We start from the raw sequence: 16242 nt of genomic DNA, 5'->3' as shown, positions 1-16242 counted from the left end.
TGCGCTTCTCAGCGCTCCCTTGCTGGTGCCTTCTCAAAGATTGACTGCGGTTTCCGCAATCCTTCTCTTCTTCTTGGGCTTGCTATTTGGTTTTCAAAGACCGAGCCGCTTGTTTCATCCGCGACTTCCTGCTACCTTGCTGCCGCCTTCTACTTCTTTCCGGCGTCAGCGGGGCGCCTCTTCTATTTCATCTTCGCGCTCCCTGTCAACCACCCAGTTTCGCTTTTCTTCTCTGCTGCTTCCCGAAGTCCTCAGCGCCGCCCAGTGGCTTCCGCTGCTTCTTTCGGGAGGGCGCGGCTTCTATCACCACCGCGCCCCGGATCAACCTATTTGGTTGGCTCCGTCTTTTTTCCTGCGTCCGCCCCGGTGGGTTACCGCGATCACCGTTTCGGCCAGGGGGCGCGGCTTTTATCACCGCCGCGTCCCAGGTCAACAACCTTCGTCGACCATTTACTTCCCCCGTCCGTTCGCCGTCAGGTGCCGGGGCACCAAGGCGTCGAGCAGGGGTCCAGTTAGTACCTCGTCACCTGTCGTCCGTCAAATACCGGATGATCGGTCCGCAGGATTTATCCACCGAACCGCATTTCGTGAACCCCCGACGCCCCAGGAAGGCTTCCTCGGCATCAGGGGTCGGCCCTCCGCCCGTCCTCCGACGTTGGGGGCGAGGCCAGCGTCCCGAACAACCAGTCCGAGAGCGGAACGGTGATGTTGAAGTTCCAGCGACCCATCTTCGAGGGGTCGTGGTGCGCCTGGTGGTGCCTGCGAAGCCAGCCCAGCGGCCGGAGTCGGGCCAGTCGGTGCTCGGGCGGCAGGTGGTGGCAGAAGTGGAGCCACTCGTAAGAGAGGTAGTAGCCCACCGTCGACGCCACGAAGAGCCAGCCCACGTTCCGCGTCGACACCAGGAAGGTGAGCACTCCCAGCGGCGCGGCGACAGCTCCCAGGAAGAAGAGGAGCAGCACCGGCGGGAAGAGCACCATCTTCACATCCCGGGAGGACTCGTAGGCCAGGGCGTCGTGGGTGAAGAAGCGGTGGTGTTGCTCGGTATGCCGCTGGAAGAGCAGCCCCAACCCCCTCCTCTTGTGGTGCATGGGACCCCGGTGCCCCAGGAACTCCACCACGTTCCCCAGCAGGAAGACCCCGGGAACCGTCAGCCACTCCCAGGGACGCACCGCCTCTACTCGAGAGAGCGCCAGGAGGATGACGCCCAGCGAGCCCAGACTCGTGAAGGCGAAGTGCGCCCGGCCAGAGTAGCGGGGACCGACATGCTCACCGCGGTACTTCTCGCGGAAGGCCGTCACCCGCTCGGGAATGGTGCCAGGCGCCACGTTCCCTCCCGAGCCGCTCAGCTGTCCTTCTGCCGAGCCTTCGTCTTCTGAAGCTTCTTCATCTTGTCCAGGATGAGCGTGCGCTTCAGCCCGGAGAGGTGGTCCACGAAGACGTGGCCATCCAGGTGGTCGATTTCGTGCTGGAGGACGTGCGCCAGGCGCCCTTCCGCCTCCACCTCGTGCCACTCCCCCGTCCTGTCCTGGTAGCGGACCTTGACCCGGTGGAACCGCGGGCACTTCTCCCACTCACGCGGGACGGAGAGGCAGCCCTCCTCCAACGTGACGTTCTCCTTCCGCTCCAGGATTTGTGGGTTGACGATTTCGAAGGACGTCCCGTCCTCACGCCCCACCAGGGCCACGCGCAGCGACACGCCCACCTGATTGGCGGCGATGCCGATGCCTTCGGCTTCCTTCATGGATTCGGCCATCTCCTCCAGGAGCGTCTGGAGCGAGGGACCGAAGTCCGTCACGGGCTTCGTGGGCGAGGTGAGGACCTTGTGCGGCCAGATGACGATGTCGCGAGCCATGGGGCGCAATTTGCCATGTGCCCCCCACCCGGTGCCACGCCGGAAGGCTCCAGAGGAGGTCTTCGCCACCTCGGCCGTCCCCTCCCGAAAACTCCCGGGACGCCCCAGCATGGGCGAGCACAGGTCTGGTAGACCTTCCCGCATGAATCCGCACTCCCAGCTCATCGTCGACTTCTACTCGGCGTTCCAGCGCCGTGACTCGAAGGCCATGAACGCCTGCTACCACCCGGACGTGGAGTTCTCCGACTCCGTCTTCATTGGCCTGCGCCACGGGAGCACCACCGCCATGTGGACCATGCTCTGCGAGCGCGGCAAGGACCTGCAGGTCACCTACCGCGACGTCCAGGCCGATGACCGCACCGGTCGCGCCCACTGGGATGCCCTCTACACCTTCGCCACCACCGGCCGGAAAGTCCTCAACCGCATCGACGCGGAGTTCGAGTTCCGCGACGGGAAGATTGTCCGCCACCAAGACCGCTTCGACTTCTGGACCTGGTCTCGTCAGGCACTCGGGCCCACGGGGCTCGTCCTCGGCTGGACGCCCTTCCTCCGGAACAAGGTCCGCACCCAGGCCCGACGCACCCTGGACAAGTACATGCGCGACCACAACCTCACGGGCCCCTGACCCTCTACCGGAGCGCGCTCCCTCCCATTCCTCGAACGGCGGCTCCTGCTCGCAGCGGTTTCACGTCAGGTGCCACCCAGGAAGCTCGTGCCTCGGCCGAGTCCAGCGTCTCCTTCTGGTAGTGCCTCGCCAACAGCTTCGCGTCGGCCAGCTCCGGGGTCGTCTCCAACAGTGCCTCCAGGGACGCGCTCCCGGGTGACGCCTCCATCGCCCCCTGGACGAGCTCCGCCCAGCCCCGGGTCAGCGTCTCGTGATACTTGCCCGCCGCCCCGAGCGTTGTGGCGTAGCGGCGGATGAGGTCGCGCAGCCGCGCCAGTCCCGCCTCGAAGCCTTCCGCGCGCAGGCACAGCCAGGCCAGCCGCAGGTGCTCCCGGTGACGGAACCGCTCTCCCGGATAGGTGGCCGCCTCCACCGCCGCGAGAAAGTCCGCGTCCCCCAGGTCACCTCCTTCCACGCTCACGGTTTCACCTTCGGCTTCGACTTGCGCTCCGGGCGGGCCACATGGTCCACCTCGGCGAGCGCCTCAAGCCCCGTCGTCAGGCCCTCCACATCCTCGTCGCCCAGCCGCTCCAGCACCGCGGCCTCCAGGACTTCCAGCCGGCGGTGGACCCGCGTGGCCAACGCCCGGCCCGCTCCCGTCAGCAATACCTGGAACGAGCGACGGTCCTCGGGCCTCGCCTCCCGCTTCACCAGACGCTTCGCTTCCAACCGGTCCATGTAGCTGGTCAGTGTGGATCGCTTGTGCGCGAAGGCCGCGTGCAGCTCGCTCAGCGAGGTGTCCCCCGCTTCCAACAAGTACGCCAAGAGGTGGGCCTCCCCCTGCGAGAGCCCCAAGGGAGGCTCGACCGCCTCCAGGAACAGGCCGATGCGGTGGGTGGCCCGGTGCACTTCCAGGACGAATCGGAGCCTCTTCATGGCGCTTCTCTAACAACCGCTCCGTTTTCGGAATCTCCGAAAACGAAATGAATCGTCCGACAGCCAACCCGTGCCCAGCCCCCCACCCGATGCTCTATCCTCCAGGAATGCTCCCCGAGAACGCGCCCGTGGACCTCCTGGACCTCTGGCTCCTGGAGGCAGCCCTGGAGCTGCCGACGCCCCTTCAGCTGCTCGTGTCGCCGGACCCCGCGGGCTCACTCAACATGCGCGATGACCCTCGCTTCTCCCACGAGGAGCTGTGCGAGCGCCTGGCCGGACTCGCCGAGCGGGACCTCATCCGCATCCACGAACACCCGGACGGCATGGAGGAGCTCTTCACCCCCGAGGCGATTTCCCAGGCCATCCTCCAGCCCCGTCCCCGCTCCATCCAGGTCTATGAACTCACGCCCTCGGGAGGTGCGCTCTGGGAGACCCAGGCCCGGCCCGACTGGAGCCGCTACGTCAACGCCGGCGAGGAGCCCAGCGCCAACGACGCCCCGGAGTCGTGGGTCATCGAAGCCGTGAGTCTCGACATCGCCGAGGCGGAGTTTCGCTTCCACGAGGAGCTCGGCGATGGAAACCGCCCCGTTCCCGAGTCGAAGCGCGGCGAGGCGCTCACTCCCTGGAACGTGACGTACTGGAAGACGCTGCCGCGCGGCTATCGCCTCCACTACACCAGCGTCCCCCAGCCACCCGACCCGGTCCGCACCGCCGCCTCGCGCCGCCGAGAGCCCTGGTACACCCCCGTCCGACTGTGACGAAGGGTGGACCCTTGCCTCTCATGGGGCTCAACCCGGCACTCTCGACGCACGCGAGGGCGCGGGCGGCTCAGGGCGCGGGGGCCTTAGCGCCAGCTTCCTTCGACGGCTCGGCCCGGTACACGTAGAGCGTGTAGTTCGAGCCCGTCGCATAGCCAGGCAGCTTCCCGGGGTTGAACACACTGGTGCTCGACACCGTGCCGCCCGCGTAGCCGCTCGGCATCTCCACCAGCTTCAGCGCACACCCCGCCAGCACGAGCCCCGCCACCGGCACGTCGTTGCTCACCAGCGTGCACGTCCCAGAGGCCGTGAAGCTCCCTTCCGGCAGATTGAAACGCATGTGCGCCGGTATCTGCTGCCCCGCCGGAAAGCGCGTGTCGGTGATTCGCAGGCACGCCGTCGCCGACCCCACGCTCTTCTCGCCCCGGCTCACCCACTTGCCGTCGCGCTCGCGGCTCTTCGGCACGTAGATGCTCGCGCCCAGCTTCACCGTCGTCTCGAACGGCGCCGCCGCGCACACCGCCGCGTCCGGGGGCTTCGTCGGGTCCTCCTGCGTGCGGAACTGGTAGACCTCCTCCGCCGCTCGCGCCTCGGGGACTCCCGCCAGCATCACCCACGCACCCAGCACCACCGCACCACCGTGCCACCGCGACATAGGTTCCTCCTCTTGAGAGTCCTGGAGCCCGCACGCATCCGGGGCCCTGCCCGCCGACAGCTTCTGCCCGTTGGCCCATGAGCCCCTGGCGCGCACGGCCCCTCCGTACCGCGCGCGCCTGGAGGCCGCTGCTACTGCCAGGACAGCGTGTACTCGGCGTCGAGCGGCCCCGTCTTCTTGCCGCTCACGTGCACCTGCGTTCCGCCCATCGCCTCGATGACCGCCTGGAGCACACCCTCGTGATAGGCCGGCGTCATGAAGTCGCGCTTCATCGTGAAGACGCCACTCGTATCGCTCGTCCACGTCACGCCGCGCTCACCGTAGCTCACCGCCGCTCGATAGCCCGAGTGCAGGTTGCCCAGCATCCGCTTCGGGCTGTTCCCGGCCAATAACAGCAGCGTCTTGCCCGCCGCCGAGGACAGGAAGTCCGACGTCGCCTGCACGCCCATCCTCCGCAACGCCGGGTCGAACCCACCCAGCTGTGGCCCCATCACCTGCGCCGCCGTGAAAGACAGCCGCAGGAACGCCGCCACCGGGTAGTTGAAGAAATCGACGTACTTCTTTTCTCCCGCGACGGCGAGGCACTGCTGTACCGCGCTTTCGCCACCAAGCACCTTCACCGCGCCAAGCACGCCATTGAAAAACAATCCGCGCGCGGTGTCTTCGCGCGTCGCCAACGAGACTCGCTCCTCCAGCTCGCGCGCGAGGTGGGGCTCGAGCACGTCCGACTTCTGCTTCATGTCTGTCATCAAACGGTGTCTCCACGGGGGGAAGGAGGCACTCGAAGTTTACAGCCGAATCAACTGCGCGCCGTAGTGGATATTCGCTCCAACGGCCGCCACCAACACAATGTCCCCCGCACCCAGTCGAACGCGACCCGCCTCCAGGTCCTCCGCCAGCAGGATGAGCATCCCCGCCGCCGACGTATTTCCATACAAGTCAACATTGCAAGCGACAGTCTCGGGCGAAAGCCCCGCGCGCGTCACGAAGGCATCCATCACCCGCTTGTTGGGTTGGTGAAAGTAGTACCGCTTCACCTCACCCTTCAGCTCGGGTCTGGGATTCAACACCGTGTCCAGGCACTTCTGCATGTACTCCGGATAGCTGCGCGCCACGCGAAACCCATCCACCACGAAGGCCATGTCCGCCGGACGCGACCGCCCTGGCTGGTAGGGAAGCTTCAACACCCCGCCCCCCTTGCGGATGACCAGGTCCCCATGCGCGTTGCCCGAGAAGGAGGCGAGGATGCCCGCCCCCGCCGGCGCGTCCTGCTTCGTCTGGAGCACCACCGCGCCCGCCCCGTCCCCGAACACGTACATGGAGAGGTAGCCCTGGAGCGTCTTGGCCCGACCCGGCCCCGGAGGCAGCTCGTCCAGGTACACCTCCCGGTTCACCAGCGGCGACGTGAAGGCCGAGGCCACCACCGCCACCGTGCGGAAGCGGCCCCCGTCCATCATCTTCTTCACCAGGTCCAACACGTACGTCGTGCCACCACACCCGTCATCCACCACCAACGCGAAGGCGTCCTCACGCAGCCCCAGCCGGTGGTGCAGCTGCATGGCGTCATGGTTGAAGTGCGGCGCGTCCGGCGTACACGTGACGACGAAGAGCGCGTCCAGCTCCCCCGCCTCCACGCCCGCGCCCGTCAGCGCCTTGCGCAGCGCCACCTCGCACATGTCCGTGTTCGTCGCGGGGTAGATGTGGCCGTCATCCTCCGGAGGAGGCACCGCGCGTCCCGTCGCCTCGTCGATGTCCCAGAGGAAGCGCCGCTCACGAATGCCCAGCTTCTCCTCGATGCGCTCCGCGGGCCACCCAGGGATGGCCCGGGCGATGCGCGCATTGCTCACCCGACGCGATGGAACGAAAGCCCCGGCTCCGACGACACAGACATTGGGTGTCATTTCATGGCCTCGTCTTTTCACCGCCACGCCGGATGGGAGGGATTCCCTGGCCTGTTCTGTCGAGCAGGATTCACGCCAGAAACGAAGCCCTTGAAATGACGGTGCACCGCGTCGGAAGCAGCTTCAGTCTTGAAGCTTCTTGCGCACATCCGACTCAGCAATCCCACGGATTTACTGAGAGGAGGCCCGTGCTTCAAAAATGAAGCGTTTCGCACCAAATCCGAAGCAAGCCCGGCGATACATTTACTTTCCGTGCGCGGATGCTCCACTCAAAGCGAGCGGTGACCTCAGGGAAACCCCTGTATTGCAAGTGATTGCGTACTCTGAGTGCCGAGACATCCTGGACCCACCCCACTGCTACGCGCGTGGAGGTCTCCTGATTTCCAGACCGAGCCGGAAGCCGTCCGCATCCAGGAGGTCGGGTGCTTCCCGGCGCAGGCAGGCCCATGCCAGTCTCCGTCGACCGAAAGGCGTCGGAACCCACCGCCTCGTCGCGACGCATGTCCCGAGCGAGGCCCGACGAATGGGACGTGCCCTCGTTCAAGTCCTATCCCCGTCGCTGGCAGCCCCTCCTCCGGCTCGTGCTCTTCACCGCGACCTATGCGCTCGGCGTGCGGCTGGGCGCGGTGCTGGCCTTCCCTCCCGAGTTGGTCTCCGCCATGTGGCCCCCCAGCGGCGTGGCGCTCGTGGGGCTCCTGCTCACGCGACACCGGGAGTGGCCGCTGCTCGCCCTCGCCGCCATCCTCGTGGAGCCGCTCGTCGTCGGCGACTCCCACGGACCCATCACCTCCACCAGCTTCGTCATCGCCGCCGGCAACCTGCTCGAGGCCATGGTCGGCGCCGTGCTCCTGCGGCGACTGGTGCGACTCCACCCGGCGATGGACCGCGTGCGGGACGTGCTGGGACTGGTGGGACTGGCCGCCCTCGGTAGCACGCTCATCAGCGCGACCCTGGGCATGGGGATGATGCTGTCGGATCTGCGCCTGGCCCCCAGTGACTTCTGGCCCTCGTGGCGGGTGTTCTGGGTGGGCAACGCCATGGGCGTGCTGCTGGTGGCGCCCCTGCTGCTCACCTGGCTCTCACGGGGACTCGACGGGTGGAACCGGCAACGACGGCTGGAGCTGGCGGCCCTGCTGCTGCTGCTCGGCGTGACCACCCAGTGGGTGTTCAGCATGCCGCCCACCGCCGCGCCTCCCGCCACCTTCCACCCCGTCACCTACCTGTCCTTCCCCTTCCTGCTCTGGGCCGCCCTGCGCTTCGAGGCCCGGGGCACCACCATGGCCACCGCGGTGATGTCCTCGCTCGCCCTCTGGCACACTGCCCACGGCAACGGCCCCTTCGCCCAGTTCGCCTGGCACAACGACAGCCTCACCTTCCTCCAGTCCTTCCTCGCCGTGGCCAGCGTGTCCGGACTGCTCCTCGCCAGCGCCCTCAGCGAGCGCCGTCGCGCCCAGGAAGAAGTGAGCCACCTCAACCAGGAGCTGCGCCAGTCCCTGCAGACGCTCGCCGCCACCCAGGCCACCCTCGTGCGACGCGAGCGCATGGCCGCCCTCGGAGAGCTGAGCGCCACCGTGGCCCACGAGGTTCGCAATCCCCTGGGCGCCATCTCCAACGCGCTCGCCGCCATCCGCCGACTCGCGCCCCAGACGGCCCATGGGCCCGCGGGCACCTTGCTGGTCATCATGGATGAGGAAGTCCAGCGCCTGGACCTCATCGTCAACGACCTGCTCGACTTCACCCGCCCCATGGAGCCACGACTGAGGACCCAGGCGCTCGGCCCCGTGGTGGAGGGCGCCTTGAGTGCCTCACTGCGCTCGGGGCCCTCGGGCATCAACGTCTCACGGACCCTGGACGAGCCGCTGCCGCCCATCGACCTGGATGCCCACCTGCTCCACGTCGCCCTCACCAACCTGTTCACCAATGCCGTGCAGGCCATGCCCTCGGGCGGCAGCCTCGTCACTCGCATCGAGCCGGAGACGCGCTCCGGGACTCTTCACGCCCGGCTCACCATCTCCGACACCGGGCACGGGATTGCTCCCGAGGTCCAACAGCGCATCTTCGAGCCCTTCTTCACCACTCGAGCCAGTGGCACCGGACTGGGGCTCGCCATCGTCCGCCGCATCGTCGATGGACACCATGGAGAGGTCACCGTCGACAGCGCCGTCGGACAGGGCACCACCTTCACCGTGTGGCTCCCGTGCGCCAGTGCGACCCAGGCCGCGGCCTGAGTGAGTGGCGGTCCACGTTGTCGTCGTGAGACCAGGCCACCGGGGCGCACCGCGCCTGCTCGACGGCCCTGCGCACGGCGCGGACGTCCTCACGCCTCCGTACCCCTGCTTGCGGGCCGGTCCGGACACCGTGTTTCGCACGGTGTCCGTGTCCCGCCTCACGAGCGCCCGTGACAGGGCGCCCGTCATGCCACTTCAGAACGGGATGTTGTCGTCATCGCTCGGCGGCGGAACGTCATCCTGGTAGCCGCCACCTCCACGGCTGCCGTAGCCGTCCCCGCCCCCACGATTGCCGTAGCCCTCATTGCCACCACCACCGCCACCACCCTGCTGCCGGGCCATCTCCGCCTCGATGGCGCTCAGCAACTGGCGCTCCTTGTCGTGCCAGCGCGACTTGCTCGGGTCGTTCAGCGAGCGGCGCGCGCCGTTCGCATAGAACTCGAGGTCCTGCATGCTCGCGCCCGCGACCGGCGCGCCCTTGCTGCGGCCGTAGTTCGGGAAGACCATTCCGTCCCCGCCGCCGCCACCGCCGCCACTGGGCGCCGCCGCGCGACGAGGCGCCGCCGACGCCGCATCCGGCGTTCCGCCGATGGACAACTCGCCCATCCTCAGCGTGAAGCCTTCTTCATTCTTGAACGCCGTGCCGACTCGCACCTGTTCCACTCGCCCATCAGGGCGCCGCACCGCCACGGTGACTGGATAGCCTTGCTCACTCATGGCGCCCGAATCCCATCACGGGACCCTTACTGTCAACGGGAGCCCGCGCCCCGCTGTCCGCCATCCACACGCCCGCCTGGACGACGCTCTCCCGCCCCGAAGAACCAGGGGCTTCCCGGGGTGTTCGGCACACGCCGGCTCGCAGGGCAGGAGCGCGACACACCCATTCGCGTCCTCTCCCTTGCACCCGAGCACATCGCCTCACAGGGCGGCTCGCGGCTCAGGACGTCGGTGGGCCTGTCGGGCGTCGTGCTTGCGAGCACGCCTCCGCTCAGGCAGGGGGTGGACCGCCTCAGAACACGGCCGCGTCCCATGGACGGACGCGACCCGCGCGGCCTCGGCTCCGCTTGAGCCTGGGTGGACGCCTCAGGGCACGGCCGCGTCCCATGGACGGACGCGACCCGCACGGCCTCGGCTCCGCTTGAGCCTGGGTGGACGCCTCAGGGCACGGCCGCGTCACATGGACGGACGCGACCCGCGCGGCCTCGCCTCCGTCATTGTGGAACAGGCCCCACGGACCGGAAAAACTCACGGCCTGGATACACGCCTCGCGCAGCGGCCCTCCTCAGGGACACTCGAACGGGGCGGCGGGCTCCCTCACTTCAGGAGCCCACCTCGAATGGACAGCGAGTGGAGCGCGAGCCTTCCGCGACTCCCCTCAGCTACGCCATCCTGCCCTTCTTGCCACGCGCCGCCGTCTTCGACCGGGACGCGCCACGCTTCGCGGCCACCGGCTGGGCCTCCTGCAGCGCCTTGCTCGCCGCACGACCGCGCGGCAGCTTCACGTCCTGCACCGACTGCGGCCGGGCGTCATCCACCCACGCCGTCGGACGACGGTCCGTGCGCATCAGCAACCGCAACTTCTGGTAGTGCGCCGAGCAATACCCCTTCGAACGGCTGGGGCGCTTGCACCCGATGATGGCGCACGAACGCGAGCCATCCGCCGTCTTCGCTCCACGCGCCACCGCAACCGGCGCCTTCGCCGCCGCAGCTCGCGTCGCCACCAGCGGCAACTCCACCTGCGCCGTGGGACGACGTCCCGGCTTGCCACGCTTCACCGCCGGCGCCGGCAACACCGCCGCCTGCCGCGTCGTCGCCGCGGGACGCACTCCCGCCAGCGCACCCAACCGGCTGGTCAGCGGCGCCAGGCGGAACGTCACTGAACGCAGCATGTCCAGGGCCTCAAGGCCCTCCTCCAACCGATTCACCGCCTGCTGCAAAGGCACTAGCTGGGACTGCAGCTCGCGCCGGAACATCTCTCCAAGCTCGTTCGCAATGGACATGTGACGGGAGGATATACGCCGTCCTGGGTTATCGGCGGGAAATCCGCTGCACGACGCGCGCCAACGGTCATCCCCCGAGCGATTTTCAGCCCCAACCCCCTCCCCAGGGTCCTGCTCCGAGCAGAAGTCTCAGACCCGGGGGCCATCCTGAAACAGACGTATCAGCCTGGAACATGAGGCGACGGCACCGTCTCCACCACCGGCTTGGGCATCACCGAGGCCTGGGTCTCCACCGTCACGGGGCGCTCGGACAGCAGGGCGGTCGCCGTCGGGCACGAGCGCACCATCGAGGAGAGCGCCCACACAAACAACAACGTGACGACGAACGGGTGACCCACGACGGATGCCTCCAAGCACTCGGATTCCCACCAAGAACGCGACCCACCGCATTCCTTGGCCTTGCTGGGATACGAACGAGACCAGGTAAAGGGTCTGACGTGCCCCGGAGGGAGGGACAGCGGCCCGCCGAGCAGCCCCCTCCCAGGGATGGACCCGAGCCCCCGCGGCGACGTCGTGGATGTTAAAGGAGCCGGGACATGACTCCGGCCCCTCCTTCCGTCCGCTTCCGAGGCACCGATTCCTACCTGACCCACGAGGGCCTCCAGGCCGCCGTCAACTGTGCCCTCACCCTCCAGCGCCCCCTGCTGGTGAAGGGCGAGCCGGGCACCGGCAAGACGCTGCTGGCGGAGGCCATCGCCCAGGCCCTGGGCCACAAGCTGCTCACCTGGCACGTGAAGAGCACCACCCGCGCGCAGGACGGCCTGTACGTCTACGACACCGTGCAGCGCCTGTATGACTCGCGCTTCGGCGACGGCGACGTGCGAGACATCCGCCGATACATCCGCATGGGCCCCCTGGGCGAGGCGTTCTCCGCCCCCGAGCGCGTCGTGTTGCTCATCGACGAGGTCGACAAGGCGGACCTCGAGTTCCCCAACGACCTGCTCCACGAGTTGGACCGGATGCGCTTCCGCGTCACCGAGACGAACGACGAGGTGGCCGCGAAACACCGCCCCATCGTCGTGATTACGTCCAACAACGAGAAGGAGCTGCCGGACGCGTTCCTGCGCCGCTGCGTGTTCCACTTCATCGACTTCCCCGACGCGGAGCTGATGCGCCGCATCGTCGACGTGCACCACCCGGGGCTCGACGCCGCGCTCACCGACCAGGTCCTCAAGGTCTTCTACGAGCTGCGCGGCTTCACCCGCCTGCGCAAGCGCCCCTCCACCAGCGAGCTCATCGACTGGATTGCCGTGCTCAAGGCCCAGGGCATCAACGACTTGAAGCTGGACGAGAACCTGCCGTTCCTCGGCGCCCTGCTGAAGAAGGAGCAGGACCTGGTCTCCGTGGCCGAGGCCTTCGGACGCGGTCGGCGCTCACGGGCCTGAAAGCCATGTTCCTGCCATTCTTCTACGAGCTGCGGCGACGGGGCGTGAAGGTGGGCGCGCAGGAGGCGCTCGCCCTGGCGGGAGCCCTGAAGGCGGGCCTCCATGACAGCAGCCTCGACGGCTTCTACCACGTGGCGCGCGCGCTCCTGGTCCACTCGGAGACGCAGCTCGACTCGTTCGACCAGGCGTTCCTCTCCCACTTCCAGGGCGTGGAGACCGCGGGCCTGGAGCTGACGCAGGAGCTGATGTCCTGGCTGGAAGAGGCGCGCGAGCGGCCCCAGCTGACGCCCGAGGAGATGGCGCTCCTGGAGGCGCTGGACCCCGAGGAGATTCGTCGCCTGTTCGAGGAGCGCCTTCGCGAACAGAAGGAACGCCACGACGGCGGCAACCGGTGGATTGGCACCGGCGGCACGTCACCGTTCGGCAACAACGGCTTCTCGCGCGGCGGCATGCGCGTGGGGGGCAAGGCCGGCGGCAAGCAGGGCATGGCGATGATGCAGGCGGGGGCACGCAAGTACGCGGGGTATCGCGACGACCTGGTGCTCGACACGCGGCAGATGGCCGTGGCGCTGCGCAAGCTGCGCGCGTTCGCTCGAGACGGAGCGCCGGACGAGCTGGACATCGACGAGAGCATCTCCGCCACCGCTCGCAACGCGGGCGAGCTGGAGGTGGTGACGCGGCCTCCGCGCAGGCCCAACACCCGCGTGGTGCTGGCCATGGACGTGGGCGGCTCCATGGACCCTTACGCCGCGGTGATGAGCCGGCTGTTCTCCGTCGCGAGCCAGGCCACGCACTTCAAGGAATTGCGAACGTATTACTTTCACAACTGCGTCTACGGAAAGCTCTACGCCACGCCCCAGCTCACCGGCGGCATGACGGTGCCGGAGCTGGTGGCGCAGGTGGGACGGCACCACAAGCTCGTCCTGGTGGGCGATGCGTCCATGGCGCCGTACGAGTTGGCCATCCGCACGGACGCCGAGGGGCGCTACAAGGCGGACGGACAGGAAGGGCTGACGTGGCTGATGCAGTTGGCCCAGCACTTCGAGCGCAACGTGTGGCTCAACCCGGAGCCGATGGGCTCGTGGCGCTCGGGCTCCATCGCGATGATTGCCCAGGTGTTCCCCATGTTCTCCCTCACCGTGGAGGGGCTGGGTGAGGCGGTGGCCCACCTGACTCGCGGACGCACCGTGAAGGGCGCGGCGGCGCGGCGCTGAAGTCGCTCGCCTCCCCCCTCCGGGGCGGGGAATTCCAGGGGCCCGTGGACTGAAGGACTGCGGGCAGCCAGGGGCGCTCGTTTCGTGCGGCGCCCCGGCGTCAGTTACGGCATGGTGCGCCGCGCGTGAGCCCGGAGCACGAGGACCTTATGACGACCGACAATCAGCAGGACGTGCTGAGCATCAACACCATCCGCACCCTGGCCATGGATGCGGTACAGCAAGCCCACTCGGGCCACCCGGGGGCTCCCATGTCCCTGGCCCCCGTCGCCTACCAGCTCTGGCAGCAAGAGCTCCGGTATGACCCGTCCCACCCCATCTGGCCGGACCGCGACAGGTTCATCCTCTCCAACGGCCACGCGTCCATGCTGCTGTACGCGCTGCTCCACCTGGCCGGCGTCAAGCGCGTCACCCGCGACTACAAGGTCGAGGAGGCCCTGAGCGTCTCGCTCGAGGACATCCAGAAGTTCCGCCAGCTGGACTCCGCCACCCCCGGCCACCCCGAGTACCGGTGGACCAGCGGCGTGGAGACCACCACGGGGCCCCTGGGCCAGGGCGTGGCCAACAGCGTGGGCATGGCCATCGCCAGCCGCTGGCTCGCCGGCCACTTCAACAAGCCCGGCTTCGAGATGTTCTCCCATGACGTCTACGCCATCTGCGGCGACGGCGACCTCATGGAAGGCGTCGCGTCCGAGGCCGCGTCCATCGCCGGCCACCTCCAGCTGCCCAACCTCTGCTGGCTCTACGACTCCAACCACATCTCCATCGACGGCAGCACCGACCTGGCCTTCACCGAGGACGTGGGCCGCCGCTTCGAGGGCTACGGCTGGCGCGTGCTGCGCGTGCCGGACGCCAACGATTTGACCGTCCTGGGCGAGGCCCTCCACGCCTTCAAGACGCTGCGGGGCAAGCCCACCCTCATCATCGTCACCACCCAGATTGCCTACGGCGCCCCCAAGCTCCAGGGGTCGTCCAAGGCCCACGGCGAGCCGCTCGGCGACGAGGAGATCAAGGGCACCAAGCGCAACTATGGCTGGCCCGAGGATGCCAAGTTCCTGGTCCCCGAGGGCGTGCGCGAGCGCTTCCAGGACCGCATGGGCGCCCGCGGCAAGAAGCTGCGCGAGGAGTGGGATGCGCGCTTCGTCGAGTACCAGAAGCAGTTCCCCGAGCTGGCCGACGAGCTGACGCGCATGCAGCGCCGTGAAGCGCCCAAGGGCTGGGACTCCGAGCTGCCGACGTTCCCCACCGACGCCAAGGGCATGGCCACCCGCGAGTCCAGCGGCAAGGTGCTCAACGCCGTCGCGAAGAACTACCCGTGGCTGGTGGGCGGCTCGGCCGACCTCAACCCGTCCACGAAGACGTACATCACCGGCTCCGAGTCCATGAAGCCCGGCGAGCACGCCGGCCGCAACATCCACTTCGGCGTGCGCGAGCACGCGATGGGCTCCATCGTCAACGGCCTGTGCCTGAGCAAGGTGCGCGGCTACGGCGCCACGTTCCTCATCTTCAGTGAGTACGAGCGCCCCGCCATCCGCCTGTCCTCGCTGATGGAGCTGCCCGCGCTGCACATCTTCACCCACGACTCCATCGGCCTGGGCGAGGACGGCCCCACGCACCAGCCCGTGGAGCAGCTCGCCAGCCTGCGCGCCATCCCCGGCCTCATCGTGCTGCGTCCCGCCGACGCCAACGAAGTCGTCGAGGCGTGGCGGGTCATCGGCCAGCAGAAGAGCCACCCCGTCGTCCTCGTCCTCACCCGCCAGGCCGTGCCCACCGTGGACCGCAGCAAGTACGGCGCGGCCTCCGGGGTCGCCAAGGGCGGCTACGTGCTGGCGGACGCGGAGGGCGGCAAGCCGGAGGTGGTGCTCATCGGCACCGGCAGCGAGGTGTCCCTGTGCCTGGACGCCCACGACAAGCTCACGGCCGAGGGCATCAAGTCCCGCGTCGTCAGCCTGCCCTCGTGGGAGCTGTTCGAGAGCCAGTCCCAGGAGTACCGGGACAGCGTGCTGCCTCCCACCGTGCGCGCGCGCGTCGCGGTGGAGAAGGGCGCGGCCTTCGGCTGGGAGCGCTGGGTCGGCTTCCAGGGTGGCATCGTCGCCATGCGCAGCTTCGGCGCGTCCGCCCCCATCAAGGCGCTCCAGCAGAAGTTCGGCTTCACCGTCGACAACGTGGTGAAGGTGGCCAAGGACACGCTGGCCAAGGCCAAGGCGTAGTCACCGTCACCCGCGCGCCCGACGCGCGACGCTGAAAAGACGAGGGCCCCGGACCATCCCCCAACGGTCCGGGGCCCTTCTTGCTTCAGTCCTCGCCACTGTCCTTCCAAAAGAAAGGGACTCGGGCCATCCCCCAACAGCCCGAGCACCCGATGCCCCTCTTAAAGAGAGGCTCCGCATCAAGAAAAGGCCCCCGACTCATCCCCCAACAAATCGGGGAGCCCGAACAGCCACTCCCGTTGCCGCACGAGAGCCGCGTTGCTCAAATCATCGTGGGTTCACGGGAGCCCCTTGCCCGACTCGAAGCCCCCCGGCTCCGGTCGCTCCCACGTCCCACCCAAAAGTCCGCACCCCTTCGCCCCCCGTCCCCGCCTCACCCTGGTGCGGTCGTCGTGCCACGGTGCCGCTGACTCCCTGACTTCATTGCATCGTGCATGCCGAGCCTCGCTACACGCACTCGCGCCGCGGCTCCCGGCGCCGACCCCTCCACCCCGGCCGT

Annotated in this window: 16 protein-coding genes; 6 read left to right on the top strand and 10 right to left on the bottom strand. The window is 68.1% G+C overall.

The window, feature by feature from the left end:
- Nucleotides 1-623 precede the first annotated feature (623 nt).
- Together HUA78_RS41010 and def are read right to left on the bottom strand one after the other, a co-directional pair.
- The gene (locus HUA78_RS41010) at nt 624-1325 is read right to left on the bottom strand and encodes a sterol desaturase family protein (protein ID WP_174478680.1); all 702 of its coding nucleotides are present in this window, start codon (nt 1323-1325) and stop codon (nt 624-626) included.
- Between the two features lie 17 nt (nt 1326-1342).
- A complete protein-coding gene (gene def / locus HUA78_RS41005; protein ID WP_141647652.1) occupies nt 1343-1852 on the bottom strand; it encodes a peptide deformylase in 510 nt (169 codons plus the stop codon).
- Nucleotides 1853-1994: 142 nt separating this feature from the next.
- Here def and HUA78_RS41000 point away from each other — a divergent pair, with 142 nt between their 5' ends.
- Nucleotides 1995-2477 (top strand): nuclear transport factor 2 family protein, encoded by a 483-nt coding sequence (locus HUA78_RS41000; RefSeq protein WP_141647653.1) that lies wholly within the window; start codon nt 1995-1997, stop codon nt 2475-2477.
- Nucleotides 2478-2481: 4 nt separating this feature from the next.
- Here the strand turns inward: HUA78_RS41000 and HUA78_RS40995 are convergent, their stop codons facing one another.
- Both HUA78_RS40995 and HUA78_RS40990 read right to left on the bottom strand, forming a co-directional pair.
- Nucleotides 2482-2937: a hypothetical protein gene (locus tag HUA78_RS40995; protein ID WP_174464308.1), complete on the bottom strand. Its 456-nt coding sequence runs from the start codon at nt 2935-2937 to the stop codon at nt 2482-2484.
- Nucleotides 2934-3392, bottom strand: coding sequence for a MarR family winged helix-turn-helix transcriptional regulator (locus HUA78_RS40990; RefSeq protein WP_141647655.1), 459 nt, complete (start codon nt 3390-3392; stop codon nt 2934-2936). The genes HUA78_RS40995 and HUA78_RS40990 overlap by 4 nt, the downstream gene beginning before the upstream one ends.
- 107 nt (nt 3393-3499) lie before the next feature.
- Between HUA78_RS40990 and HUA78_RS40985 the strand changes: the two genes are divergently transcribed.
- On the top strand, nt 3500-4150 hold the full coding sequence (locus HUA78_RS40985) for a hypothetical protein (protein WP_254624173.1): 651 nt from the start codon (nt 3500-3502) through the stop codon (nt 4148-4150).
- Nucleotides 4151-4220: 70 nt separating this feature from the next.
- Here HUA78_RS40985 and HUA78_RS40980 read toward each other — a convergent pair whose 3' ends face one another.
- The 3 genes from HUA78_RS40980 to HUA78_RS40970 all read right to left on the bottom strand — a co-directional run bounded on the left by HUA78_RS40980 (nt 4221) and on the right by HUA78_RS40970 (nt 6706).
- Entirely contained in the window at nt 4221-4805 is a 585-nt protein-coding gene (locus HUA78_RS40980) for a hypothetical protein (RefSeq protein ID WP_254614891.1), read from the bottom strand.
- 131 nt (nt 4806-4936) lie between these two features.
- Nucleotides 4937-5554 (bottom strand): DUF2378 family protein, encoded by a 618-nt coding sequence (locus HUA78_RS40975; RefSeq protein WP_141647656.1) that lies wholly within the window; start codon nt 5552-5554, stop codon nt 4937-4939.
- Nucleotides 5555-5593: 39 nt separating this feature from the next.
- Complete coding sequence (locus tag HUA78_RS40970) at nt 5594-6706, bottom strand: 3-oxoacyl-ACP synthase III family protein (RefSeq protein ID WP_174478679.1); 1113 nt, start codon at nt 6704-6706, stop codon at nt 5594-5596.
- Between the two features lie 500 nt (nt 6707-7206).
- On the opposite strand from HUA78_RS40970, the gene HUA78_RS40965 reads away from it, so the two are divergent.
- On the top strand, nt 7207-8934 hold the full coding sequence (locus HUA78_RS40965; RefSeq protein WP_174478678.1) for an MASE1 domain-containing protein: 1728 nt from the start codon (nt 7207-7209) through the stop codon (nt 8932-8934).
- Between the two features lie 195 nt (nt 8935-9129).
- Here HUA78_RS40965 and HUA78_RS40960 read toward each other — a convergent pair whose 3' ends face one another.
- The 3 genes from HUA78_RS40960 to HUA78_RS40950 all read right to left on the bottom strand — a co-directional run bounded on the left by HUA78_RS40960 (nt 9130) and on the right by HUA78_RS40950 (nt 11272).
- Complete coding sequence (locus HUA78_RS40960; protein ID WP_174456220.1) at nt 9130-9651, bottom strand: hypothetical protein; 522 nt, start codon at nt 9649-9651, stop codon at nt 9130-9132.
- 662 nt (nt 9652-10313) lie between these two features.
- Complete coding sequence (locus HUA78_RS40955) at nt 10314-10934, bottom strand: vegetative protein (protein WP_254624172.1); 621 nt, start codon at nt 10932-10934, stop codon at nt 10314-10316.
- Between the two features lie 161 nt (nt 10935-11095).
- Nucleotides 11096-11272, bottom strand: coding sequence for a hypothetical protein (locus tag HUA78_RS40950; RefSeq protein ID WP_174468586.1), 177 nt, complete (start codon nt 11270-11272; stop codon nt 11096-11098).
- A 198-nt stretch (nt 11273-11470) separates the two neighbouring features.
- On the opposite strand from HUA78_RS40950, the gene HUA78_RS40945 reads away from it, so the two are divergent.
- From HUA78_RS40945 to tkt, 3 genes are all read left to right on the top strand, one after another.
- Nucleotides 11471-12319 carry a MoxR family ATPase gene (locus HUA78_RS40945; RefSeq protein ID WP_141647660.1) on the top strand — a complete coding sequence of 283 codons (849 nt, stop codon included), beginning with the start codon at nt 11471-11473 and terminating at the stop codon, nt 12317-12319.
- 5 nt (nt 12320-12324) lie between these two features.
- The gene (locus HUA78_RS40940) at nt 12325-13533 is read left to right on the top strand and encodes a VWA domain-containing protein (RefSeq protein ID WP_174456217.1); all 1209 of its coding nucleotides are present in this window, start codon (nt 12325-12327) and stop codon (nt 13531-13533) included.
- 149 nt (nt 13534-13682) lie between these two features.
- On the top strand, nt 13683-15743 hold the full coding sequence (gene tkt, locus HUA78_RS40935; RefSeq protein WP_174478677.1) for a transketolase: 2061 nt from the start codon (nt 13683-13685) through the stop codon (nt 15741-15743).
- Nucleotides 15744-16242: the final 499 nt, after the last annotated feature.

Source organism: Myxococcus sp. CA033 (assembly GCF_013336625.1).
Taxonomy (GTDB): domain Bacteria; phylum Myxococcota; class Myxococcia; order Myxococcales; family Myxococcaceae; genus Myxococcus; species Myxococcus llanfairpwllgwyngyllgogerychwyrndrobwllllantysiliogogogochensis.
The sequence above is the reverse complement of the archived record's forward strand: the minus strand, read 5'-3'. Positions and strand labels throughout refer to the sequence as shown.